The organism is Bifidobacterium sp. LH_419, assembly GCF_056356955.1.
On the sequence record NZ_JBKEVG010000007.1, the window covers coordinates 104,571 to 128,166 of the forward strand.

A 23,596-nucleotide genomic window follows, 5' to 3' on the forward strand; every position below is an offset into this window, starting at 1 on the left:
AGACTGAGCCACATGGCGAATCACGGCAACGGCACACGCAATCCACGCAACGGCAACGCCCTCGACGAACTCAGACGCTGGGGCGTCTTCCTCGGCGTCGCGCTGGCGCTCTCCGCGCTCGTCTGGCTCGGCTGGACGGTCGTGCGGAACCGCGACGTCGCCGCCGTGTTCGAAGGCGGCGACGCGGCGGACGGTGCCGTGACGATCGGACTGACCGGCGCGCCCGACTCGCTCGACATCCGCACCGCGTCCGGCGCGCAGTCCGACCGATTGAGCCGCGTGCTCCTCGGCAACGTGTACGAGACGCTGCTCGACGTGGACGACAAGAACCAGATCACCGGCGGTCTCGCATCGAAGTGGGAGACGTCGGCGGACGGCAAAACGCTCACGCTCACGATGCGCTCCGGCCTCACGTTCGCGAACGGCCACACGCTCGACTCGACCGACGCCGTGTGGTCGATCCAGCAGGCCGTGGAAGGCAAATGGCCGGACGCGGAGGCGAAGTTCAAGCGCCTCGCCTCCGTCACGAACCCGAATCCGACGACGGTGGTCATCACGCTCAGCGAGCCGGATCCGACGCTCACGCGCACGCTCACCGGCCGCCTCGGCATCGTCTACGATTCGGAGGCGAAGATCGACTACGCGAAGCGGACCGCCGGTTCCGGCCCGTTCACCGTCGACTCGTTCAAGGACGGCGTGATGACGCTCAAGGCGCGTTCCGGCGGCGGCGCGAAGGTCGGCACCGTCACGCTCAAGTATTACGCCGACGACGACACGATGATGAAGCAGGCCGATTTCGGCGGCCTCGACATGGTCCTGCCGGATTCCGCGACCTCCGCCGACCATCTCAACGGCGATTCCTCGTTCACGACGACGACCGGTTCCAGCACGCGCAAGGTGACGCTGCTCTACAACAACGACGCCGACTCGATCCTCTCCGACGTGCAGGCGCGGCAGGCGATGCGCCTCATGCTCGACAAGTCCGCGCTGGCGAACGGCCGCGCGGACGTCGCGCAGGTGCTCGGCGGCCCGATCGGCCCGCTCGAACCCGGCTACGAGGACCTCACCTCCATACTGCCGTTCGACAGCGCGAAGGGACGGTCGATGATGAGCTACTTCTCCTCCGGGTACATCGGCACGCTGAAGCTCGTCACCACGGCCACGTACACGGCGCTGGCGCAGGCGATCGCCGCGCAGTACCAGACGGTGGGCATCCCCGTCGACGTGGAGACGGTCGACGCCACGCAGCTCGACCAGCGCGCGCAGTCACGCGACTTCCAGCTCATGCTCACCGAACTCGACGGCGAGGACGGATCGGCGATCTTCGCGACGCCCGACTCGACGCCGCACTACACGAACGCGGACGCGCAATCGCAGTACGCGGCGGCGGCGGGTGCCACGAACGAGACGGACTACGCGAACGGACTGAAGACGTACGCGCGCACGGTGAGCGAGGACGCGGCCAGCGACTGGCTGTACGCGAAGCGCAACGCGGTCGTCGTGAAGAAGACGCTGAACGGCTACCCCACCCAGCTCACCGACACCCGACTGCCGCTGAAGGACCTCGCCCTCTCCTGACCCCGTTTTGGCCCCCCTCTGACGAGGGGGCTCCTGCGCAGCAGGTGGGGGAGAGACCGAATGACCGCGTATTCCCTGATGTCACCTAAGCCGCATAAACTCGCGTGTATGACTGAAGCCAAATCCATCACGGCCAACCTCACCCCGCTCCCCGACCGCGTGGGCGTGGACGGCCTCGAAGACAAGTGGCGTGCCGTCTGGGACGAACAGGGCACCTACAAGTTCAACGACACCCGCGACCGCAAGGCCGTGTACTCCATCGACACCCCGCCGCCCACCGTGTCCGGCCACCTGCACGTGGGCCACGTGTTCTCCTACACGCACACGGACGTGATCGCCCGCTTCAAGCGCATGCAGGGCTTCGACGTGTTCTACCCGATGGGCTGGGACGACAACGGCCTGCCGACCGAGCGTCGCGTGCAGAACTACTACGGCGTGCGCGTCGACACCTCCCTCAAGTACGATCCGGACTTCAAGCCGCCGTTCGAAGGCACCGACGGCAAGAAGATCGACGCCAAGGACCAGGTGCCGTGCTCCCGCCAGAACTTCATCGAACTGTGCGAGAAGCTCACCGCCGAGGACGAGAAGCTGTTCGAGGCGCTGTGGCGCAAGCTGGGCCTGTCGATCGACTGGTCGCAGACCTACCACACGATCGGCGAGCACCCGCGCCGCGTCGCCCAGAAGGCGTTCCTGCGCAATCTCGCCCGCGGCGAGGCCTACCAGAAGGACGCCCCCGGCCTGTGGGACGTGACCTTCCAGACCGCCGTGGCCCAGGCCGAGCTCGAATCCCGCGAATACCCGGGCTTCTACCACAAGGTGGCGTTCCGTTTCGAGGACGGCACCCCGATCTACATCGAGACGACCCGCCCCGAGCTGCTGGCCGCCTGCGGCGCGCTGATCGCACACCCGGACGACGAGCGCTACAAGCAGTACTTCGGCCAGTACGTCTACTCCCCGCTGTTCAAGGTGAAGGTGCCGATCCTCGCGCACCCGGCCGCCGAGATGGACAAGGGCGCCGGCATCGCCATGTGCTGCACCTTCGGCGACGTGACCGACGTCGAATGGTGGCGTGACCTCGACCTGCCGACCCGCCCGATCATCCAGCGCAACGGCCGCATCATCATGAACGTGCCGGACTGGATCACCGACGAGGGCGGCAAGGCGATCTTCGCGGAGACCAAAGGCAAGACCACGTTCTCCGCCCGCAAGATCATCGTCGACCACCTGCGCGAGTCCGGCGACCTGGACGGCGAGCCGACGCCGACGAAGCGTATGACGAACTTCTACGAGAAGGGCGACAAGCCGCTCGAGATCGTCACCTCCCGCCAGTGGTACCTGAAGAACGGCGGCACCGACCAGAAGCTGAACGCCGAGCTCATCGAGCGCGGCCGCGAGCTCGAATTCCACCCGGACTTCATGCGCGTGCGCTACGAGAACTGGGTGCACGGCCTGAACGGCGACTGGCTGATCTCCCGCCAGCGCTTCTTCGGCGTGCCGTTCCCGCTGTGGTACCCGGTCAAGGAGGACGGTTCGGCCGACTATGACCATCCGATCACCCCGTCCGAGGACATCCTGCCGATCGACCCGACCACCGACGTGCCGTCCGGCTACACCGAGGACCAGCGTGACGTGCCTGGCGGCTTCACCGCCGAGAAGGACATCATGGACACGTGGGCGACCTCCTCGCTCACCCCGCAGATCGTGACCCGCTGGGAGGAGCCCGGCGAGGAGAACCAGGCGCTGTTCAAGGCCACGTTCCCGATGGATCTGCGCCCGCAGGGCCAGGACATCATCCGCACCTGGCTGTTCAGCTCCGTGGACCGCGCGCACCTCGAGAACAAGTGCCTGCCGTGGAAGCACACGACGCTCTCCGGCTGGATCCTCGACCCGGACCACAAGAAGATGTCGAAGTCCAAGGGCAACGTCGTCGTGCCGAACAAGCCGATCGAGCAGTTCGGCGCCGACGCGGTGCGCTACTGGGCCGCCGCCGCGCGCCTCGGCCTGGACGCCACCTACGACGAGGGTCAGATGAAGATCGGCCGCCGTCTGGCGATCAAGCTGCTCAACGCGACGAAGTTCGCGCTGGCCATCGGCCGCGAGGACGAGAACCACCACGTGTCGGAAGGCGCCGAGGCGGTCTGGGATCCGGCCGACGTGACCGAGCCGCTCGACCGCGCCGCCATGGCCCGCATGGCGCTCGTGGTGCGCGAGGCGACCGCCGCGCTCGACAACTACGAGCACTCCAAGGCGCTCGAGGCCATCGAGAACTACTTCTGGCAGTTCTGCGACGACTACATCGAGCTGGTGAAGAACCGCGCCTACGGCACCGCCGATGCGACCGGCCACGTGCCTTCCGAGGCGGCTGTGCGTTCCGCGCGTACCGCGCTGGGCCTCGGTCTCGACGCGTTCACCCGCCTGCTCGCGCCGTTCCTGCCGTACGCCACCGAAGAGGTGTGGAGCTGGATGCACGCCGGTTCCGGTTCGGTGCACCGCGCCGCATGGCCGACTCCGGACGTGTACGAGGCGGCCGCGTTCAAGGTGGCCCCGGAGCTGCTCAACCACGCCGGCGAGGCGCTGGCCGCGCTGCGTGGCATCAAGTCCAAGGCGAAGGTCTCGATGAAGACGCCGATCCTGTCCGTCACGCTGGGCGTGGCCGACGACGTACGCGAATCGCTGGCCGGTGCGCTGGACGACATCGCCGAGGCCGGCCGCGTGGTGGGCAAGATCCAGTTCGCCGGTCTCGCCGCCGCGGCCAAGGCCGTCAAGGAGACCGTCGAAGCCGCCCGTGCGGCAGCGAAGGACGCCGCCAAGGAAGCCAAGGCCGAGACCGAAGCCGCCGCCGAGATCATCGTCGAGCAGTCCGAACTCGGCGAGCCCCCGGCCAAGAAGCCGCGCAAGTAGCAGCGGGCGCGGCGGTCTCCCGCCGCGCAGCGAGTGTCCCTGCCCTTTGCCTCCCTCTGATGAGGGAGGTGGCGTGCAGCGCCGGAGGGAGAGACCGCGCCACAGGCGCCACAGGCGCCAAAGACCCGCGCTCCGCGCATCCGATTCCCGCTCCCCCTTTCAGAGGGAGCTGTCCGGCCAAAGGCCGGACTGAGGGGGGGCAAGAAGGCCCAACCCTTCCACCCACCTCACCTCAAGGGGCTCCGACCACTACACCCGGTCGGAGCCCCTCTCTTATTCCGGGCGATAACGCACCGCCTGAGTTATCCACATCCCTGCAAGAGGTACCGCATCGTTGCGGAATAAGCGTCCGGAGGGCATTATCCACATCCTTCCGATAAGATTCCCTCTCCCATCCCTGCTCCTTTACCGTTGTCCGTACCACCCAATGTTCGGCTACCGAATCACGGAATCCACGGAAAGGAAGGGTACAGTAAAGAAGCCAGCGCCCGATAATCCTCCACACGATCAGCAAGAGGGTACTATCGAAACCAACAACGAAGGAGATGCCTATGACGGCCAAAACGATGCTGAAAGCCATATCAACCGGCACTCTGCGTGGGCTGGACATCGTGACCAGACCGATGCCGATGGACATACTGCACCACCGCCGCGAAGAACTCCGGAACAGGAATCTGATGGCGGAATCCTGGACCGCCGTAGGCAGGAGCTTGACGCAATCGATGAACTCCTACGACATGACCCCCAAGAGCTGAACCTCGTATTGGAACGACGTTTCTCAGGACCGTTGCCGGCTCCCGAAACGTTGGAAGCATACCATCGCATAGATCCAGCTCTTCCCGGAGAAATCGTGGGTATGGCGAAAGCACAGCTGAATGCCAATATCACCAACGATTCGCGTCTGGTACTTGGAGACGTAACTGCCGTCATCGTCGCATCGATAGCGTCATCCACGCTGCCATGGATTGTGTGTATCGTAGGACTGCTTAACGGGCAAAGTGCCGCGGCTATTCTCGGTGGTGCCGCCGGAGTCGCCATTGCCGGTGCCTCCATCATCCGAGCGATTCGAGGCAGTGCTAAAAATCCCGACGACGGAACCAACGATTCTGAAGTGCCAAGGAATCTAAAAAAGTCTAAAGAATCTAAAAACTCTAAAAAAGTCTAAAACACATTTTCTTCACATCCGCATTGCTTCCGTAGCCCACATGCGCGGCCCACATGCGGCTCCGCCTTCCCATGGTGCGGCAACACACTTTCTCCACAACGTTGGAATTCCGCCATTTTCGCGCACCGCACCATGAGGGATTTACCGCACCATGGGAGAATCACCGCACGGTGGGAGGTATTGCACGGGTGTGGTTACCGCATCATGGGGTTATTTATGCGCGGAGCTCATAGGCCGGGCTGGATGATGAGGAAACGGGTGAGGGAGCCCGTGGCGGATGCAGCGGACGTGTTGTCGGCGGCACCCGCGGTGTCCGCACCCGCAGCGTCCGCGGCACCGGACGTCCTGCCACCCAGCTTCGCTTGAACGTCGGCATTGGCGAGCAGCGTTTGGATGAGTGCGCCGGCGTCGCCGAGCGACGCGGCATCGTCGATGAGCTGCGTGGTGTCGATGACGAGACGCGTGCCGGAACCACTGGCACCAGCAGAACCCGCCGCACCCGAACCCGCCGCACCCGAACCCGCCGCACCGGCGGCACCGTTCATGCCGATGTACGGCGACAGTTGCGCCAGCGCGGATGCCACCGCGCTGGCCGCAGAGGACGAATCCGACGCCGACTTCGTCGCGTCACCCGCCGTGCCCGTCGCCGAGGATGCACCATCCGCCGCACCATCGCCCGAGCCAGCCGCGTCACCCGAGTCCGCCGCATCATCCGAACCAGCTGAACCGGCCGAGTCGCCCGAACCGTTCGAATCCGACTTCCCGCCGCTGACGCCCGGCACACCGCCGGCGAACTTCATCACGTCGCCGGCATCGGCTTTGCCCGCGTTCTCGTCGACCACGGTGGTCGTCACGTCGTCGCTCGATTGTTTCGCGGCGCGACGCTCGGCCGCGGCCTGACGCCGTAGACGTGTCGTCTCGGCGCGTGCGGCGAGCGAGTCGTCGCCGGCCATGGCACGATCAACGAACCGTCCCGCCGACGCGGCACCGGATGCGGCCCCCGCACTCTTGGCACCGTCACCAGAAGCACCGTCACTGCCGCCAGTCGTATCGCCATCAGCCACGCCAGCACCCGCGCCGGAACGAGCCGAACCCGAACCGTTCAGTTCCCCCGCGAATCGCAGCAGCACTTGCCGATACGCACTACCCGCGCCGGTACGCTCGCGCGCCGCGGCGAGCGCAGCCATCGCCGCATCCACCTTCGCGGTATCATCCGCATGCGCATTACCGGAAGAACCAGCGGCGCCACCATCTGCACCACCATCCGCCGCACCAGCATCGCCACCATCACCGCCGACGCCGGTGATTCCGAACTCCTTCGCCGTGGCCTCGTTCGCCTCGCCCGCATGCACGGACGCCTCCGCCGACGTCCCGCCGGTCAGCTCGCTCAAGTGCTTCGTGTACGCGTCCGTGTAGGCCATCGAATACGGGATCATCGCCTGCGAGAGCTGCGACTGCCCGGCCGCGTACTCCTTCGCGCCTTCGGTGGTCTCTTCGCCGGCGCGACGACGCAACGTGTCGGCAAGTCCGACGGTGCCCTGCGTGCGCACGATGCGAATCACCTGGTCGAGCGCGTCGGCGGCGCCCGTGTGCTGGTGTGCGGAGGCGAGCGCGTCGGTCGCGTCCGCCTCGCCGAGCACGGCGGCGGCGAGCGGAGTGTCGCCGCTGAGTTCGCCGGCCGTGCCCATCAGGGCGGTCAGCTGCGTCGACGACCCGATCGATCCGGACAGGTGGTTCGTGTACGACCCGACGTAGGCGGTCATGTATTCGGCGAACGCCTTGTCGTAATCGGCCTGTTTCGCGGCGATTTCGCTGGTGGCGAGCGACCGTTCGAGGTCGCGCAACGCGGTGAGCTTGTCGATGAGGTCCTGATGCGCGCCCGCATTCCCGGCTCCCGCACCGACGCCGCCCCCGACGCCCGCACCGGAATCCGGATCCAGCGTTCCGTCGCCCATCGCCGCGGCGGTCGTGGCGAGCGCGGAGACATCGTCGGAGTCACCGGCCGAGGCGACGACGAGATCGCCCATTGTGAATTTCTCCGCGGTCATGTAACAGTCGAGGCGTTCGCCGACGCGCAGCAGGGCGGCGACGACAGTGCTCGAGCCTTGCGTCGTGATGACGGCGTCATGGTTCGCGTTCACATCGTCGGCGACGCGAGTCGGTATCGTGAACGCGACGAGCATGCGCCGCGATCGCATGGCACGCGCCGCATCGCCGCCGAACAACGACGGTGAAAGTTCGATGTGCACGCCGACGAGTCCGCTGGAACCGGCGACCTTCTCGCGGCTCACGTTCGGACCGTCGAGCGAATAGGTGACGTGCGCGCCGACCGGCAGCCGTCGCGCGCCGGCGCGCACGCGCGTGACCGCGCGCGATGCCGCCGACGCCGCGTCGCCGCCGTCCGTCAGATACAATGCGCCGGCGCCGCCGCCCACCTCGGTCACGGTGAGCACGTCGTGGCCGGCGAGCGCCGGGATGGCGCGGTATGCGGCGAGCGCCGCCGAGCCGACCGCGCCGCCCAAGGCGAGCGCCGCCGCGACGACGACCGCAATCGCGCAGGTCAACGCGTTGCGGCGGCGGTCCGTAGCGTGGCCCATGGCACCTCACCTCCCAACTGTTTCCGGTGTCTTTGTTCCGGTGTTCCTGTTGCCGACGTTCCCGTTTCCGGCGTCCCGTTACCGGCATCCTCCCACGGGAATCCGGCGGCCGGAATCCTTGTACCGGATTCCCGACGCCGCGTGTCGCGCGACCCCGTTCCTCCATGCGAAAGGCCGCGCACCGGCATGGTGTCGCGGCCTCATCGCGCGTACGTCAGTAAATATAGTCGACCGGTGAGTGCACTCGGCCGTCGCATAGTCGAATGGAATCGGGCGCAGCCGCCTGGGGAAACGGAGAAATCAGGCGAAGACGTCCAGCACGCCCGGGTCTCCCCCGGCCTCGGCGATGCGCTGGTGGCGCTTCTTCGCCTCGGTGACGACGAATTCGCGGTACATCTCGGCGATGTCCGGATCGAGACCCGCGGCCACGGCGATGCGGTGGAGGCGTTCGATCTGGTAGTCCTCACGTTTGTAGTCGGCGGGCGCGAAGCCGGCGCGCGCCTTGAGCACGCCCACCTGCGACGTGTATTTGAAGCGTTCGGCGAGCAGGGAGACGATGGCCGTGTCCACGTTGTCGATGGACTGGCGCAGCGCTTTGATCTTCACCACGGTTTCGGCGGTCTCGGGATCCTCCGCGGCCTTCGCGGAGTCGATGACGGTGGCGTGTTCGCCGGGATTGCGGGTGACGGTGGCGCTCAGCCAGTCGCCGCCGTCTTCGGATGCGGTCGTGCTCGTCGTTTCAGTCATACGAGCTACCTTACTCCAACCGGACTGTCGGGGCACCCCCTCGGTCCGGCGTGCGCCGGACGGCTCCCCCTCAAGAAGGCGCAGGAAACCCCGAACAGCCGGAACCCTCAGTACCGGTAGTCCGGGCCGATGGTGAGGGCGTCGTCGTGGGTGCGGCCGGTGTGGATCGCCTCGTTGGCCTGGGCGATCTCGTCGGCCGAATAGTCGAGCGCGCGGCCGTCGAGCTCGTTGACGGGGATGATCCAGCCGCCGTGCGTCATGTACAGACGGTCGGCCTCGCGCAGTTCGGCGATCGGCAGCTTGCGGTATTCGATGGACTTGCCCTCCTGCCGCGCCCATGCGAACAGTTCGCGCTGGGACGTGCCGTTGAGGATGCCGATCGACGGGTCGGGCGTCACGAACGTGTCGCCGTAGCGGGCCACGATCGACGAGTTCGGGCATTCGAGCGTGTAGCCGTCCTCGGTGTAGAGCACGGCGTCGCCGATGCCGCGGCGCGCGCACTCGCGGTGCACGGCGCAGTTGAACGCGTAGCTGAGCGTCTTCGCGCCGTTGAGCAGCCACGGCGCGCGTTCGGTGATGTCCGACGGGTAGCCGCGGGTCATCGAGGCCATCGTGATCGGGTCGGTCTCGTGCAGCGTGCCCTTCGCATCAAGGAAGATGAAGACGGTGGGCGTGCGGTCGGACGCCTTGCCCACGCCGGTGTCCGGATCGAGGCCGCGCGAGACGATGATGCGCAGCAGCGGGCCGGGTTCGGGGTCGTCGTACGCGTCGATGACCTGTTCGACGCCGCGCGTGATCGCGTCGAAGTTCGGCTTGGGCAGGTCGACCATCGCCGCGGACTGGGCGAGACGACGCAGATGGTTCTCCAGCGAGACCGGGTACCCCTTCCACACGGTCGTCGCCTCGAAGATGCCGTCGCCGCGCAGCACGCTCAGATCGAACGCATTGATGTTGAGCCCGTTCGGGTCGACCAGCGTGATGAGATCGGCGTCGCTCACCTTCTCGTCGCCGAACATCGCCTTGCCGTTGCCCATTCCCAGCACGATCGAACTCATCTCGTTCTCTTCCCTTCCATTCCGTCGTCCTGTCGTCCCGCCATCGGGCCCGCTGCCGGGCCCATCCGCCGGATTCCGTTATCCGCGCCCAACCTAACCGCGGATTGTTTCATGTGGAACAAGCCGCGTAGCACGGTCGAAATGCAACAGTCACAAACGGACATGAACCGTAACGCGACACGACCGTATCGTGTCGGACAGCACAGGAATGGGGGATGTCATGACCGCAATCGCAGACAAGACCGGAATCACGGAAACCGAGAACACCGAGAAAACCACGGAAACTGCCGGAACCGCCGACGACCCGGCACCCGCACTGAACGCCGATTCCACCCCGGAGACCGCACGCCTCGCCTTCCGCGACGGACTCGTGCGCCCGACCTGCGGCATCGCGAAAGGCTACGCGCAGGCGAATCTGATGATCCTGCCGAAGGATCTCGCCTTCGACTTCCTGCTGTTCGCGCAGCGCAATCCGAAACCGTGCCCGCTGCTCGAGGTGATGGAGGCGGGCGAGACCGAGCCGGCCACCTGCCCCGGCGCGGACATCCGCACCGACGTGCCGCTGTACCGCGTGTGGGAGCACGGCAAGCTCGTCGCCGAAGTGCCGGACATCACCGATTATTGGCGCGACGACCTCGTCACGTTCGTAATCGGATGCAGCTTCACGTTCGAATTCCCGCTGATGGAGGCGGGCGTGCCGGTGCGGCACATCACCGCCGGCCGCAACGTGCCGATGTACGACACGTCCATCGCCTGCCGCCCGGCCGGCGCGTTCCACGCGAACATGGTCGTCTCGATGCGCGGCATCCCGTCCACGCAGGTCGCCGACGCGGTACGCATCTCCGGCTACTACCCGTCCGTGCACGGCGCGCCCGTATGCGTCGGCAATCCGGCGGCGATCGGCGTCACCGACCTCACGCACCCCGACTACGGCGACGCCCCGATTCTCGAAAACGGCGACGTGCCGGTCTTCTGGGCGTGCGGCGTGACCCCGCAAGCCGCCGCGATGGCCTCGAAACCGCCATTCGCGATCACCCACGCGCCCGGCCACATGCTCATCACCTCGAAACGCGACCTCGACTACATGGTGTGAGCCACGCGCGATCGGAAAGGAAACACGGACATGACCACCATCGATCTGAACAGCGACATGGGCGAAAGCTTCGGACGCTGGAAGCTCGGCGACGACGAATCGCTGCTCACCGTCGTCTCCAGCGCGAACATCGCCTGCGGCTTCCACGCCGGAGACCCGATCGTGATGCGCCGCACGCTGGGAAACGCGGCGGCGAACGGCGTCGCGGTAGGCGCGCACGTCGCCTACCGCGATCTCGCCGGATTCGGCCGCCGATATGTCGACGACACCCCTGACGAACTCACTGCGGACGTGATGTACCAGCTGGCCGCGCTGGAAGGCATGGCGAAGGCCGCCGGCACGCGCGTACGGTACGTGAAACCGCATGGCGCGCTCTACAACCGGATCGTCACCGACGAAGCGCAGGCGCGTGCGGTGGTCGAGGCGATCCGCGCCGTCGACCCCGCACTCGCGCTGCTTACGTTGCCCGGTTCCGTGGTGGGTCGCGTGGCCGAGGCCGCCGGACTGCGCGTGTTCCGTGAGGCGTTCGCCGACCGCGCGTACACGCCCGACGGCACGCTCGTCTCGCGTCGCCTGCCGGGCGCGGTCATCGCCGATCCGGACGCGGTCGCCGCGCGCGTCTCGCGCATGGTGACCGACGGCACGGTCGAGGCGATCGATGGCACGATTGTGCCGATCCACGCCGACTCGGTATGCGTGCACGGCGACTCGCCGGCGGCCGTCGCGCTCGCGAAGGCCGTCCGCGAGCGCCTCACCGCCGACGGCGTGACGATTCGTCCGTTCGCGGCGTGAGGGGACGGTGAGCGCGATGACCGATGCTGGAACCGACGCCGCGACCGGCATGGAGGCCGACGCCACGGATTCCGACGCGCTGCGGTTCCTGCCTTGCGGCGAAACGGCGATGATCGTCGAATGCGCCGATCTACACGCCGCGCTGGAACTGTACGCGGCGATCGAAGCAGCGGCTTTCGACGGGGTGACGACGGTGCTGCCGGCGGCACGCACGGTGTATGTGGCGTTCGATCCGCTGATTGCGGCGATTGCGGCGACGAATGTGCATGGTTCCCGTGCGAACGTGCATGGTTCGCCGATGAATGTGCATGGTTTGGGGGCAAACGTGCAGGATTTCCGAAGTATCCTGCAGTCGAAAATCACGAACCTGCACGGTGGGGTGCTGAAGACCCGTGATGCGCGGGTCGTGGAGATTCCGGTCGTCTATGACGGCGAGGACCTTGGGAACGTTGCCAAATTGCTCGCCATCAGCCCTGAACAGGTGGTCGCGCGGCACTCCGGGCACGCGTGGAAGGTCGCGTTCGGCGGGTTCGCGCCCGGCTTCGACTACCTCGTGGACGGCGACCCGATTTTCGACGTGCCACGCCGAAAAGCGCCGCGTTTGGCCGTTCCTGCGGGGTCGGTGGGGCTCGCCGGCACGTTTTCCGGCGTCTACCCGCGAGCCAGTTCGGGCGGCTGGCAGCTCATCGGCAGAACCTCCGTTCCGATGTGGAACGATGCCATGAACCCGCCCGCGCTCCTCCGCCCCGGCGACACCGTACGATTCACGCCGGCGCGCGCCGAAGCCACGGTCCGGCGCGCTCTTCAGCACGACACCCCACACGTTGCCCCGGAAAACCTGCACGTCGCATCGGAAAACCTACATGATGCCGCCTCAACCGTACAGGTTGACGGCTCAACCATGCACGTTGACGGCTCGACCATGCATAACGCCCCTTTCTCCGCCCCCGCTGGCGGGGGCTCCCGCGGAGCGGGTGGGGGTGGTCGGTTGGCCAGTCCCGCCGGCACCGCATCTGCCACTCCTGCCGCCCTCGAAGTCGTCAATCCCGGCGTTCTCGCCACGTTCCAAGACGCCGGCCGCAACGCGCCCGAAATGGGCGTCACCGGTTCGGGCGCGGCGGACCCGCGGGCCTTCCATCTGACGAACGAGCTGGTCGGCAATCCCGCGCACACCCCGGTCATCGAGCTGACCGCCGGCAATGCCTCGTTCACCGCCCACGGCGACCTCACCATCGCCGTCACCGGCGCCCCGGTCCCCATCACCATCACCTTCACGCACACCAATACCGACAAAAGTTCCCGGCACAAGCCGGGTGAGGATGGTCGTCGGACCGGCATCCGCCGCAATCCGGAGCCCGCCTTCCCCATCACCCGTCAGGAGGCGTTCCTGCTGCGCGACGGCGAGACCGTGACGATCGGCGCCCCTGCCGCGGGCCTGCGCGACTACATCGCCGTGCGCGGCGGATTCGCAGTCCCCACGATTCTCGATTCCGCCTCCACCGACACGATGAGCGACATCGGTCCAGCCCCGCTCAAGCCCGGCGATCTCCTCCCCGTCAATCCCCTCTCCCGACTCCCCTACCCCATCGCTACCATCGGACTGCCCCAGCCGTGGCCGGATGATCTGCCGCGCGCCGCCGCCAACGCCGGCACTGACGTTGCCGCGCCCGCCCCCACCGAGCTCGCCGTCACCCTCGGCCCGCGCGACGACTGGTTCACCGACGCCGGCATCGCCACGTTCCTCGGCACCACGTGGACCGTCACCGCCCAGTCGAACCGCGTCGGCCTCCGTCTCGCCGCCTCCGTACCAGCGGCAGCCTCCGCACCAGCCGATACATCGGCCGTACCGGCCGTGCTCTCCCCCAGTCGGCTTCGCCGACAGCCCCCTCGACAGAGGGGGCCAATCCCATCGTCCGCGCCGCACACGTCAGCCGCCCCCACCGCGCCGGCCGTATCCTCTGGCTCCCCCACCATCGAACGCCGCAACCCGCATGCCGAGCTGAAAAGCGAGGCGACGATCCCCGGCAGCATCGAGGTGCCGGGCAACGGGCTGCCGCTCATTTTCCTGCGCGATCAGCCGGTGACCGGCGGCTACCCGGTGATCGCCGTGCTCACCCGCACAGCCCTCGCCACCGCCGGCCAGCTCCCACCCGGCACCCAAGTCCGCTTCGTCATCAACGCCCCCACTCGCTCTGCTCCCCCTGCAGGGGGAGCTGTCGCGCGAAGCGCGACTGAGGGGGGCACCAGCATTCCACGAAAGGACGGCATAATGCCCCAATCCGCACCAACGCCAACACCAACCCGCCCCCGTCTCTCCCGCGTCCTCGTCGCGAACCGCGGCGAGATCGCGGTGCGCATCATCCACGCGTGCCATGACACGGGTCGCACGGCCATCGCCGTCTACGCCGACCCGGACGCGGACGCCCTGTTCGTCCATCTCGCCGACGAAGCCTACGCGCTCGACGGCGCGACCTCGAAAGATACGTATCTCGACATCGCGAAAATCGTCGACATCGCCAAAAACAAGGCCCACGCGGACGCCGTGCACCCCGGCTACGGCTTCCTTTCCGAAAACGCGGACTTCGCGCAGGCGGTCATCGATGCCGGACTCACATGGATCGGCCCGAGCCCGGAGACGATCCGCATGCTCGGTTCGAAGGTGGAGGCGCGCCGCATCGCCGCCGAGGTTGGCGCGCCGATGGCCCCGGGTACGACGGAACCGGTGCACGACCCGGCGCAGGTGGTCGCGTTCGCCCGCGAGCATGGTCTGCCGCTCGCCATCAAGGCCGTGTACGGCGGCGGCGGGCGCGGCCTCAAGGTCGTCCACGAGCTCAAGGACGTCGAGGAGGCGTTCGTCTCGGCCACGCATGAGGCGGAGGTCGCGTTCGGCAACGGCGACTGCTTCATCGAACGCTTCCTCGCCCGCCCACGTCACGTGGAGGTGCAGGTGCTCGGCGACCGTGCCGGCCGCGTGGTCGCCGTCGGCACGCGCGATTGTTCGCTGCAACGCCGCAATCAGAAGCTCATCGAGGAGGCGCCCGCCCCATTCCTCGCCCCGCAGACCGAGGACCGGCTCAAGCGCGCGGCGGTCGCGATCTGCGAGCGCGCGCGGTACACGAGCGCCGGCACGGTCGAGTTTCTGGTCGATCCGGACGGCACGATGTCGTTCATGGAGGTGAATACGCGCATCCAGGTCGAGCATCCGGTCACGGAAATGACGAGCGGCGTCGATCTGGTGGCAGCGCAGTTCGCGATCGCCGAGGGCGAGTCCGTGGCGGACATCGTCGCGCGGGCCCGTGCCGACGCCGGTCTGCCGCCCGTCGGCACGATCACCGTGACCGATACGCCTACCGCGACCGCCACGCCCGCCACGCCCGCCACGCCCGGCACGCCTACCGCAGCCGGCACGCCTACCGCGACCGGCACTCCTGCCGCAGCCGACGCCGCCGGAACTCCCGCCTTCCCCTCCCGCGGTCACGCGATCGAGTTCCGCATCAATGCGGAGGACCCGTCGCGCGGGTTCGTCCCATTCCCCGGCACAATCGACGGCCTGCGCGCGCCGAGCGGTCCCGGCATCCGGTTCGATACGGGCGTCGAGGCCGGTTCGATCGTGCCCGACCAGTTCGATTCGATGCTGGCGAAGCTCGTCGTGTGGGCGCCGACGCGCGCCGCGTGCTTGGCACGCGCGCGTCGCGCCCTCGCCGAGCTGAAGATCGACGGCGTTCCGACGGTCAAGGCGTTCGACGAGACGGTCATCAACGACCCCGATTTCACCGCAATGCCCGTCAGTGATATCACCACGGTTGCGCGCGACTCCGGTGATATCACCACCGTCACGCACGATTCCCGTGATACCACCGGTGTCGCACCCGACTCCCGCGATATCACCGACGCACGTGACGCCGCGACGCCCTCCCCTAATCGTTTCCGCGTCTACACGCGATGGATCGAAGAGGACCTGCTGCCGCGCACGGACGCCGCGACGCTCGCGTCCGGCGCTCCCGGCGCGCGCGGCGTCGCGCCGCAACCGGTCAATGCGTGGATTGAACTGGATGGCAGACGCATGCGGCTCGGCCTGCCCGCCACGCTCGCCGCGTCGCTCGCTGGCGTCGGCGGCCTCGCCGGCGCAAATGGTGCGAGCGGCCTCGCGGGTTCCGCCGCACCCGCGTCCGGCATCGCCGGTACCGCGGGCGCGCCCGGTGTTGATGCGCGACCGGCCGGCGCGATCCGTTCGACGATCACCGGCACGGTGGTCCGTTGGCTCGTCGATGACGGTGCGACGGTCGCCGCCGGCGACCCGGTGGTCGTGGTCGAGGCGATGAAGATGGAGACCGAAATCGACGCCCCCATCGCCGGAACCGTCCACCAGCAAGCCAAACCCGGCGACTCCGTCGCCTTCGACGGCCAATTAGGCGAGGTCCGCTGACCTTGGCCCCCTCTGACGAGGGGGCTGTCCGCGGAGCGGACTGGGGGAGAGATACCGCGAACGTAACGTACCAGCTATCTCTCCCCCACCCGGCTTCGCCGGGAGCCCCCTCGTCAGAGGGGGCCAAGACCGTAGGCACCCCCTCAGTCCGCTATCGCGGACAGCTCCCCCTGAAAGGGGGCGCAGAGGAACGAAGCCGGGCCGGCGTCGCAGGCTCGCTCGCCAACATCTCGCCCCTGAGGGGCGCAGAGGAACGAAGCCGCCGCAACCGGCGGACCGCCGCCTCTCGGAGGGACATGCTGCTGCCTTGAGCCCCCTTGAGGGGGAGCTGGCGGCCGCAGGCCGACTGAGGGGGTTCCGTGTACACCACAAGAGAAGGGAATCATCATGGACAGCAATACCGCTTCAATCGCGAACCTCGCGAGTTGGCGCTTCTACCCGCGGATCGCGAAGATCGCGAACCTGGCGAGCCGCGACGTGGGCCGCGGCTCGGAGACGCTGATGACGTTCTCGCGCGGCGACCTGTTCCGCGCGGCGCGCCAGCTCGTCACCGGGAAACCGGCCAAGGCGCTCGTCGTCACCGGCTTCTATATCCCGAAGGCCCAGGTCCCGGCCGCCGAAACCGATGGACCGCTGGGCGCGTTGGAGGTGTGCATGGCGTTGCGCGCGATCGGCGGCGACGCGTGGCTCGTCACGGACGACTGCTGCGAATCGGTGATCCGTCCGAGCGCGGCGACGATGCTGCCGGACGACCATATCCTCATCGCGCCGGTGCGTGACAGGTTCGACGGATGGATGAACGGCGTCATCGACCTGGCGAAGGCGAACGACATCGACACGATCATTTACATCGAACGCGTCGGCCCCGCGGCGGACGGCCATCCGCGCAACATGCGCGGCATCGACATCACCGAGTGGACGGCGCCGCTGAGCCGGCTCACGCAGCTGCAACTGCACACGATCGGCGTGGGCGACGGCGGCAACGAGATCGGCATGGGCCGCGTCGCCGAATACGCGATCGAGGGCGTCGTCGACCATGGCGAGAAGATCGCGTGCCGTGTGGCGACGGACGAGCTCATCGTGTCCGGAACGTCGAACTGGGGCGCGCACGCGCTCGTCTGCGCGATGCGCGCGATGGGGCAGCCGGCGATCGACCCGTATCTCAAGTCCGCGTGGCATCGCGAGACGTTGGCGACGATCGTCGCGCACGGCGGCCTCGACGGCGTCCACATGACCAACGTCGCCACCGTCGACGGTCTCGACCCGGACCGCTACTACGCCGAGATCGACGCCCTCAGCGCCCTCGCGGCGTAAGCGCGCGTCTTCACCCCCCTCAGTCCGCCGTCGCGGACAGCTCCCCCTCAAGGGGGCGCAAAGGAATCGTGTATACGCCACATTCCGACTTTCTTGCTCCCCCTGCAGGGGAGCTGGCGGGCGAAGCCCGACTGAGGGGGCTCCCGTACCCCCAGACGCGACAGAGGCGGTTCCCGGAATCACCCGGAAACCGCCTCTTCGTCGCTGCGGACTCGCGGTCCATCACCGCGAACGCGCAACTTCCCGCGACTGCGATCACCCGACTCATGCCTTCGGCACGGAGCCTTCCTGCGCGTGGTCGAAGACCGGCTTGTTGTTCGCGTCGAACTTGTAGATGCCGATCGACGCGGTGGACGGGTCGTGCGCGTCGTTGAACGGTCCGATGCTGGCTTGGCCCTTGTACTGGATGTCCTTGCCGTCCTTCAGCAGCGCGAGGCACGCCTTGTACGAGTCGCACTTCTCGCCGCCGCCCACGCCGGACACGGCGGGCAGGTTCTTGGCCACGGTCTTGCCGTCGGTCGCGCCGCCCTTCTGCGCGGCGAGCGCGGCGAGGATCACCGCGTCATACGTCTCGGCCGCGTAGGTGAAGTCCTTGACCTTCGGGTCGATCTTCTTCACGCGCGCCTGGAACTCGTCGGTCGGATGCGCGCCGGGGATGGTGCCGACGGTGCCTTCCAGCAGTCCCGCTTCGAAGTCGTCGGAATGGTCGACGGTGTTGCCGTCGGTCATGTACAGCTTGTGCGTGTCGATGCCGGCGGTTTTCAGCGCCTTGACGAGCGAGACGGTCTGGTCGAACGCGATGACGAGCACGGCGTCCGGCTTGGCGGCCTTCACGGCGGTGGCGATCGACGAGAAGTTCGTCTCGGTCGGATCGAACGTGTCCTTCTCGCCGTAGACGACGTTGACGCCCGCGTTCTCGACGGTCTTGACGACGACGTCACGCAGCGACGTGCCGTATTCGTCGTTGAACACCGTGATGGCGAGGTTCTTCACGCCGGCCTGGGCGATGACCTGGCCGAGCACGGCGCCCTGCACGGTGTCCGGCGGAATCGTGCGGAAGAAGAGGTCGTTGAGTCCACTGAACGCGGTGGAGGTGGCGCCGTTGGAGATCATCGGCACGCCGGCCGCGGTCACCTGCTTGTAGCTGTTCTTGACGACGGAGCTGGACGGCGGGCCGATCACGACGGACGGGTTCTTGCTCAGCACGGATTGCGCGGCGGCCGTGTTCTGGTCGGCGTGGTCCGCGTCGGACGTGTCGGCGGTGGTGCCGGACGCGTCCTTGCCGAGCACGCCGCCTGCCGCGTTGATGTCGTCGACGGCGAGTTTCAACGTCGCCACGTTGGACGGTCCGATGTACGCCATCGAACCGGTGGACGGGAACAGTCCGGCCGCCAGGAACGCGCCGGAGCCGCCGCTCGCGCCGCCCGACCCGCTCGCGCCCGAATCGCCCGAGCCGGCCGAGCCGCAGCCGGCCAGCGCCATCGCCGCGGCGGCGACCATCGCCGTCAACGCCATGATCCTCGTATGCGTCGTGTTCTTCGTTCGTGCCTGCTTCATAGCCTCATCACGTTCCTCTCTATGCTTCGTGATGTCGGGATTCCCGCTTGATGATTCGTATGAACCGTTCGCTTGAATCTTGGTTCCCGACGGTACGAGGCGCGTGATTCGGCCGCATTGTTCCCGTGTAACCGCCCGGTGACGCCCGAAAACCCGCGGAAACGCGGTGCGCTCACCGGTAATCCCCCCGAAACGAACAAGCCCCGTCCGTAACATAACGTCACGGACGGGGCTCACGATGTCCTCGGCTCCCCTTGTCAGGGGAGCTGGCCGGCGCAGCCGGACTGAGGGGTAGTCACCGGCGGTTCAGGACCGGCAGGACCGGCAGGACCAACCAACCCAGCCGACCGGCTCCCCCACTCAGTTGCCGTTGACCGAGCCGCCGCCGGTCTGCTGCACGATCGCGGCGAGGAAGTCGCGGTTCGTGGCGGTCTTCTTGAGGCGCGGCACGAGCGTCTGGTACGCCTGCTCGGGCTCCATGCCGCCGAGCAGTCGGCGCAGTCGGTAGACGACCGGCAGTTCCTGCGGCGCGGTGATAAGCTCCTCGCGACGCGTGCCGGACGCGTTGATGTCGATGGCCGGGAAGAGTCGCTTGTCGGCGAGTTCGCGCGACAGGCGCAGCTCCATGTTGCCGGTGCCCTTGAACTCCTCGAAAATCACCTCGTCCATCTTGGAGCCGGTTTCGACCAGCGCGGACGCGATGATGGTCAGCGAGCCGCCGTTCTCGATGTTGCGGGCCGCGCCGAAGAACTTCTTCGGCGGGTACAGGGCCTGCGCGTCGACGCCGCCGGAAAGGATGCGGCCGGAGGCGGGCGCAGCGATGTTGTAGGCGCGCGCGAGTCGGGTCATCGAGTCGAGCAGCACGACCACGTCCTGGCCGAGTTCCACGAGTCGCTTCGCGCGTTCGATGGCGAGTTCGGCGACGGTGGTGTGGTCGGAGGCGGGGCGGTCGAAGGTCGAGGAGATGACCTCGCCCTGCACGGTGCGCTCCATGTCGGTGACTTCCTCCGGACGCTCGTCCACGAGCACGACCATCAGGTGGACTTCCGGGTTGTTCGCGGTGATCGAGTTCGCGATGTTCTGCAGCGTGATCGTCTTGCCGGCCTTCGGCGGGGAGACGATCAGGCCACGCTGGCCCTTGCCGATCGGCGAGACGATGTCCATGATGCGGCCGGTCAGCTTGTTCGGCGTGGTCTCCTGCTTGAGTCGCTCCTGCGGGTACAGCGGTGTCAGCTTGCTGAACTGCGGGCGGTTCAGCGCCTGCTCGACGGTCATCCCGTTGATCGAATCGATGGACTGCAGCGGCACGAACTTCTGACGCTGGTTGCGGCGGTCGCCTTCGCGCGGCGCGCGGATGGCGCCGTGCACGGCGTCGCCCTTGCGAAGACCGTACTTCTTGACCTGTCCCATCGAGACGTACACGTCGTTCGGGCCCGGCAGGTAGCCGGACGTGCGCACGAACGCGTAGGAGTCGAGCACGTCGACGATGCCGGCGACCGGCACGAGGTCGTTCTGTTCGCCGCGGGCGTCGCGGTCGCCGCGCATGTTGCGGTCGCCGCGATCGTCGAACCGCAGGTCGCGCACGTCGCGATCGGCGTCGCGACGGTCGTCACGGTTGTTGCGACGGTCGTCGCGATCGTCGAAGTCGCGTCCGCGACCGCGCAGGCGACGGCCGCGACGATCCGCGTGATCGTCGCGCGCGTCGCCGCGGTCGCGACGCTCGCCGCGCATGTTGCGGTCGTTCCGGCCGCGGCGCGGCTCCTCCTCGTCGTCCTTGCGCGGGGCGTTGTCCTGCGTGGGGAGCGTGGCGAGGATGTCGTCGAGATCGCGCACGACCTCCTCCTGCGGCTCCTTCTCCTCGGACGGGCGACGACGGCGACGCACGTTCGCGACGATGATCTCGTCGCCGTTCTCGTCGATGGTGTGACGACGGCCGCGCGGATGTTCCGGCTCGTCGGTCGCCTTGCCGAGGTCGAGCGTGTCGAGCAGGTGCGTGGTGTCGATGAGCGGGGTGTCGGCCGCGGCGTTGGTGCGGCGGTCGCGACGGGCGGGACGCTCCTCGTCGTCGTTCCTGCGCGCGCTGCGACGGGACTTCGGCGCGGGGAAGTCGATGGCGTCAATCGGCGATTCCGCGGTCTGGGCGGCCGGCTGGGCCTCGGCCGGGGCGGCGGATTCGGCGGATTCATGATTCGTCGCGGACTCGGCGACGGGGGCCTCGGTCTGGGCGGAGGCCTGTTCGGCCGCGTTCGATTCGGTCGCGGCGGCCGGCTGCTCGTCGGACTTCGCCGCGGTCTTCGCGCTCTTGGCGGCGGTCTTGGCGGAGGACTTCGTGGTCTTCTTCGGAGCGCGCACGGTGACGCCTTCGGGAGCCGCACCTCCGGAACGCGCCGCCTGCAGCGTGGCGAGCAACTCCGGCTTGCGCATGGTCGACGTGCCGCGCAGACCCATCTGCTTGGCGAGCTCCTTGAGCTCCGGCAGCTTCATATCCTCAAGATTCTGGCTATTGGCCACGGTGTTCTTACCTTTCCACAGCGCCCACCGTTACGGCATACCGCACCGGCACGCGCCTGAAATGTGATTGCGGCCTTGGCCGCTACGAAACGTTCGCCGCAATGCAATGCCCGCGAACTGCACTCACTCTACAACGTCGAGCCGACCAACGCAAAAGCCCCCTCGGGGAACCGAGGGGGCTATGCAGGACGTGCCTTACCGACTACTTCTGTTCGTGGTAGGACTTATCGGTGTTGACCGACCACACGTTCTTCTTCGAGGTCTTGCCGGACTTGATGTTGCCGACGGCCTCGATGGCGGTGGCCATGGAGTGGTCCATGTTGTTGTAGCGGTGCTGGCCGTTGCGGCCGACGCAGTAGAGGTTGCCGAAGCCGTCGAGGTATTCGACGAGCTCGTCCATGCGGGAGTAGGTGTCGAAGTAGGCGGGGTACGCCTTCTTGACGCGTTCGCGGTGGGAGTCGAGCACGTCGGCGGGACCGTTGATGACGTGCATGCGGGTGAGCTCGGCGATGGCGAACTTGGTGGCCTCCTCCTCGCTCATGTTCCAGAAGGCGTCGCCTTCCTCGCAGAAGTATTCGAGGCCGATCCACACGGTGTTGTCGACGTCCTTGACGAGGTACGGGCTCCAGTTGTTGAAGATCTGGAGGCGGCCGACCTTGTAGCCCGGGTCCTGCACGTAGATCCAGCAGTCCGGCACGATCTGCGGGGTGCCGAGCGTGGGGATGTCGGTGGTGTTCTTGAGGCGCAGGTGCTTGACGAGCAGGCCGACGGTCACGAAGTCGCGGTACGGCAGGCCGTTGGCGACCTCGACCATGTCGGCGGGGGCGTGCGTGCCGTCGACGGATTCGCGGCCGGCGTCGATCGCGTTGACGAGGTCCTTGACCGGCATCGAGGAGATGAACTGGTCGGCGGTGAGCTCGTTGCGGTTGCCTTCGGAGTCCTCGGTCACGACGGACGTGATGTGGCCGCCGTCCTGACGGACCTCGACGACCTTCGCGTCGGTGACGACCTTGACGCCGGCGGCCTCGCAGTTGTGCTCGACGGTCTCCCACAGCTGGCCGGGGCCGTACTTCGGGTACCAGAACTCCTCGATGAGGGAGGTCTCGACCTCGGCGTTGGAGCGCTTCTTGGGCATGAGCTTCTGGAACGCGTTCTTGAGCACGCCGAGGATGGACAGGCCCTTGACGCGCTGCGCGCCCCAGTCGGCGGAGATCTGGGAGGGGTGGCGTCCCCACAGCTTCTCCGTGTAGCCCTCGAAGAACATCGAGTACAGCTTGCGGCCGAAGCGGTTGATGTAGAAGTTCTCGAGGTTGTCCTCGGGCAGCTTGTGGATCATCGACTTGAGGTAGGAGAAGCCGGCGACCATGGTCAGCTTGAAGCCCATCGCCTTGAGCGTGTTGGGGCTCAGGGAGATCGGGTAGTCGAAGAAGTGGCGATTCCAGTAGATGCGGGAGACGCGGTGGCGCTTGAGCATCACCTTGTCTTCCTTCTCCGGATCAGGGCCGCCCGGCTCCATGTCGTGCTCGCGGCCGAGCTTCTTGTCGTCGTAGGAGGGCGCGCCCTGCAGCGGCAGGACGTCCTTCCACCAGTCCATGATGCGGTCGTCCTTCGAGAAGAAACGGTGGCCGCCGATGTCCATGCGGTTGCCGTTATGCTTCACGGTGCGCGAGATACCGCCGAATTCGCGGGTCTCCTCCAGAACGGTGACGTCATACTTGTCGGCGCCGCCGTCCTTGATGAGCTCCCATGCCGCGGTCAGGCCCGCCGGGCCGCCGCCGATGATCACCACGGATTGCTTGTCGGTCACGTTCATCTCCTTATAACAAAAATCACGCATATCCTACCGGAGCGCCCGGAACC

The 23,596-nt window shown here is 67.1% G+C and carries 14 protein-coding genes; 8 read left to right on the plus strand and 6 right to left on the minus strand.

What is annotated here, in order from left to right; genetic code table 11:
* The first annotated feature begins 12 nt into the window (after positions 1 to 12).
* The 4 genes from AC1AYX_RS06210 to AC1AYX_RS06225 all read left to right on the plus strand — a co-directional run bounded on the left by AC1AYX_RS06210 (position 13) and on the right by AC1AYX_RS06225 (position 5,644).
* The gene (locus tag AC1AYX_RS06210; RefSeq protein ID WP_476502696.1) at positions 13 to 1,578 is read left to right on the plus strand and encodes an ABC transporter substrate-binding protein; all 1,566 of its coding nucleotides are present in this window, start codon (positions 13 to 15) and stop codon (positions 1,576 to 1,578) included.
* A 108-nt stretch (positions 1,579 to 1,686) separates the two neighbouring features.
* The gene (gene valS / locus AC1AYX_RS06215; protein ID WP_476502697.1) at positions 1,687 to 4,479 is read left to right on the plus strand and encodes a valine--tRNA ligase; all 2,793 of its coding nucleotides are present in this window, start codon (positions 1,687 to 1,689) and stop codon (positions 4,477 to 4,479) included.
* Between the two features lie 551 nt (positions 4,480 to 5,030).
* Positions 5,031 to 5,234, plus strand: coding sequence for a hypothetical protein (locus AC1AYX_RS06220; protein ID WP_476502698.1), 204 nt, complete (start codon positions 5,031 to 5,033; stop codon positions 5,232 to 5,234).
* Between the two features lie 101 nt (positions 5,235 to 5,335).
* Positions 5,336 to 5,644: a hypothetical protein gene (locus AC1AYX_RS06225; protein WP_476502699.1), complete on the plus strand. Its 309-nt coding sequence runs from the start codon at positions 5,336 to 5,338 to the stop codon at positions 5,642 to 5,644.
* Positions 5,645 to 5,871: 227 nt separating this feature from the next.
* On the opposite strand, the gene AC1AYX_RS06230 is transcribed toward AC1AYX_RS06225, so the two are convergent.
* The 3 genes from AC1AYX_RS06230 to AC1AYX_RS06240 all read right to left on the minus strand — a co-directional run bounded on the left by AC1AYX_RS06230 (position 5,872) and on the right by AC1AYX_RS06240 (position 10,043).
* On the minus strand, positions 5,872 to 8,241 hold the full coding sequence (locus tag AC1AYX_RS06230) for a hypothetical protein (RefSeq protein WP_476502700.1): 2,370 nt from the start codon (positions 8,239 to 8,241) through the stop codon (positions 5,872 to 5,874).
* Between the two features lie 300 nt (positions 8,242 to 8,541).
* Positions 8,542 to 8,988 carry a chorismate mutase gene (locus tag AC1AYX_RS06235; protein WP_476502701.1) on the minus strand — a complete coding sequence of 149 codons (447 nt, stop codon included), beginning with the start codon at positions 8,986 to 8,988 and terminating at the stop codon, positions 8,542 to 8,544.
* 107 nt (positions 8,989 to 9,095) lie between these two features.
* A complete protein-coding gene (locus AC1AYX_RS06240; RefSeq protein WP_476502702.1) occupies positions 9,096 to 10,043 on the minus strand; it encodes an aminodeoxychorismate lyase in 948 nt (315 codons plus the stop codon).
* 220 nt (positions 10,044 to 10,263) lie between these two features.
* Here AC1AYX_RS06240 and AC1AYX_RS06245 point away from each other — a divergent pair, with 220 nt between their 5' ends.
* From AC1AYX_RS06245 to AC1AYX_RS06260, 4 genes are all read left to right on the plus strand, one after another.
* Positions 10,264 to 11,136, plus strand: coding sequence for a putative hydro-lyase (locus AC1AYX_RS06245; RefSeq protein ID WP_476502703.1), 873 nt, complete (start codon positions 10,264 to 10,266; stop codon positions 11,134 to 11,136).
* Between the two features lie 30 nt (positions 11,137 to 11,166).
* Positions 11,167 to 11,928 carry a LamB/YcsF family protein gene (locus tag AC1AYX_RS06250; protein WP_476502704.1) on the plus strand — a complete coding sequence of 254 codons (762 nt, stop codon included), beginning with the start codon at positions 11,167 to 11,169 and terminating at the stop codon, positions 11,926 to 11,928.
* 16 nt (positions 11,929 to 11,944) lie between these two features.
* Positions 11,945 to 16,354: an ATP-binding protein gene (locus tag AC1AYX_RS06255; RefSeq protein ID WP_476502705.1), complete on the plus strand. Its 4,410-nt coding sequence runs from the start codon at positions 11,945 to 11,947 to the stop codon at positions 16,352 to 16,354.
* Between the two features lie 387 nt (positions 16,355 to 16,741).
* Complete coding sequence (locus AC1AYX_RS06260; protein WP_476502706.1) at positions 16,742 to 17,668, plus strand: glutamate cyclase domain-containing protein; 927 nt, start codon at positions 16,742 to 16,744, stop codon at positions 17,666 to 17,668.
* A gap of 264 nt (positions 17,669 to 17,932) precedes the next feature.
* On the opposite strand, the gene AC1AYX_RS06265 is transcribed toward AC1AYX_RS06260, so the two are convergent.
* The 3 genes from AC1AYX_RS06265 to AC1AYX_RS06275 all read right to left on the minus strand — a co-directional run bounded on the left by AC1AYX_RS06265 (position 17,933) and on the right by AC1AYX_RS06275 (position 23,543).
* Entirely contained in the window at positions 17,933 to 19,225 is a 1,293-nt protein-coding gene (locus AC1AYX_RS06265) for an ABC transporter substrate-binding protein (protein ID WP_476502707.1), read from the minus strand.
* Positions 19,226 to 19,585: 360 nt separating this feature from the next.
* Positions 19,586 to 21,736, minus strand: a complete 2,151-nt coding sequence (rho, locus tag AC1AYX_RS06270; RefSeq protein ID WP_476502708.1) for a transcription termination factor Rho — start codon at positions 21,734 to 21,736, stop codon at positions 19,586 to 19,588.
* Between the two features lie 202 nt (positions 21,737 to 21,938).
* Positions 21,939 to 23,543 carry an NAD(P)/FAD-dependent oxidoreductase gene (locus tag AC1AYX_RS06275; RefSeq protein WP_476502709.1) on the minus strand — a complete coding sequence of 535 codons (1,605 nt, stop codon included), beginning with the start codon at positions 23,541 to 23,543 and terminating at the stop codon, positions 21,939 to 21,941.
* Between the last annotated feature and the right edge of the window lie 53 nt (positions 23,544 to 23,596).

Excerpts from the sequence above, each read along its gene's own strand:
- AC1AYX_RS06225 (WP_476502699.1), top strand. The coding sequence starts at position 5,336 with ATGGCGAAAGCACAGCTGAATGCCAATATCACCAACGATTCGCGTCTG.
- valS (WP_476502697.1), top strand. The coding sequence starts at position 1,687 with ATGACTGAAGCCAAATCCATCACGGCCAACCTCACCCCGCTCCCCGAC.
- AC1AYX_RS06250 (WP_476502704.1), top strand. The coding sequence starts at position 11,167 with ATGACCACCATCGATCTGAACAGCGACATGGGCGAAAGCTTCGGACGC.
- AC1AYX_RS06210 (WP_476502696.1), top strand. The coding sequence starts at position 13 with ATGGCGAATCACGGCAACGGCACACGCAATCCACGCAACGGCAACGCC.
- AC1AYX_RS06260 (WP_476502706.1), top strand. The coding sequence starts at position 16,742 with ATGGACAGCAATACCGCTTCAATCGCGAACCTCGCGAGTTGGCGCTTC.
- AC1AYX_RS06220 (WP_476502698.1), top strand. The coding sequence starts at position 5,031 with ATGACGGCCAAAACGATGCTGAAAGCCATATCAACCGGCACTCTGCGT.
- AC1AYX_RS06265 (WP_476502707.1), bottom strand. The coding sequence starts at position 19,225 with ATGAAGCAGGCACGAACGAAGAACACGACGCATACGAGGATCATGGCG.
- AC1AYX_RS06240 (WP_476502702.1), bottom strand. The coding sequence starts at position 10,043 with ATGAGTTCGATCGTGCTGGGAATGGGCAACGGCAAGGCGATGTTCGGC.
- AC1AYX_RS06255 (WP_476502705.1), top strand. The coding sequence starts at position 11,945 with ATGACCGATGCTGGAACCGACGCCGCGACCGGCATGGAGGCCGACGCC.
- AC1AYX_RS06230 (WP_476502700.1), bottom strand. The coding sequence starts at position 8,241 with ATGGGCCACGCTACGGACCGCCGCCGCAACGCGTTGACCTGCGCGATT.
- AC1AYX_RS06245 (WP_476502703.1), top strand. The coding sequence starts at position 10,264 with ATGACCGCAATCGCAGACAAGACCGGAATCACGGAAACCGAGAACACC.
- AC1AYX_RS06235 (WP_476502701.1), bottom strand. The coding sequence starts at position 8,988 with ATGACTGAAACGACGAGCACGACCGCATCCGAAGACGGCGGCGACTGG.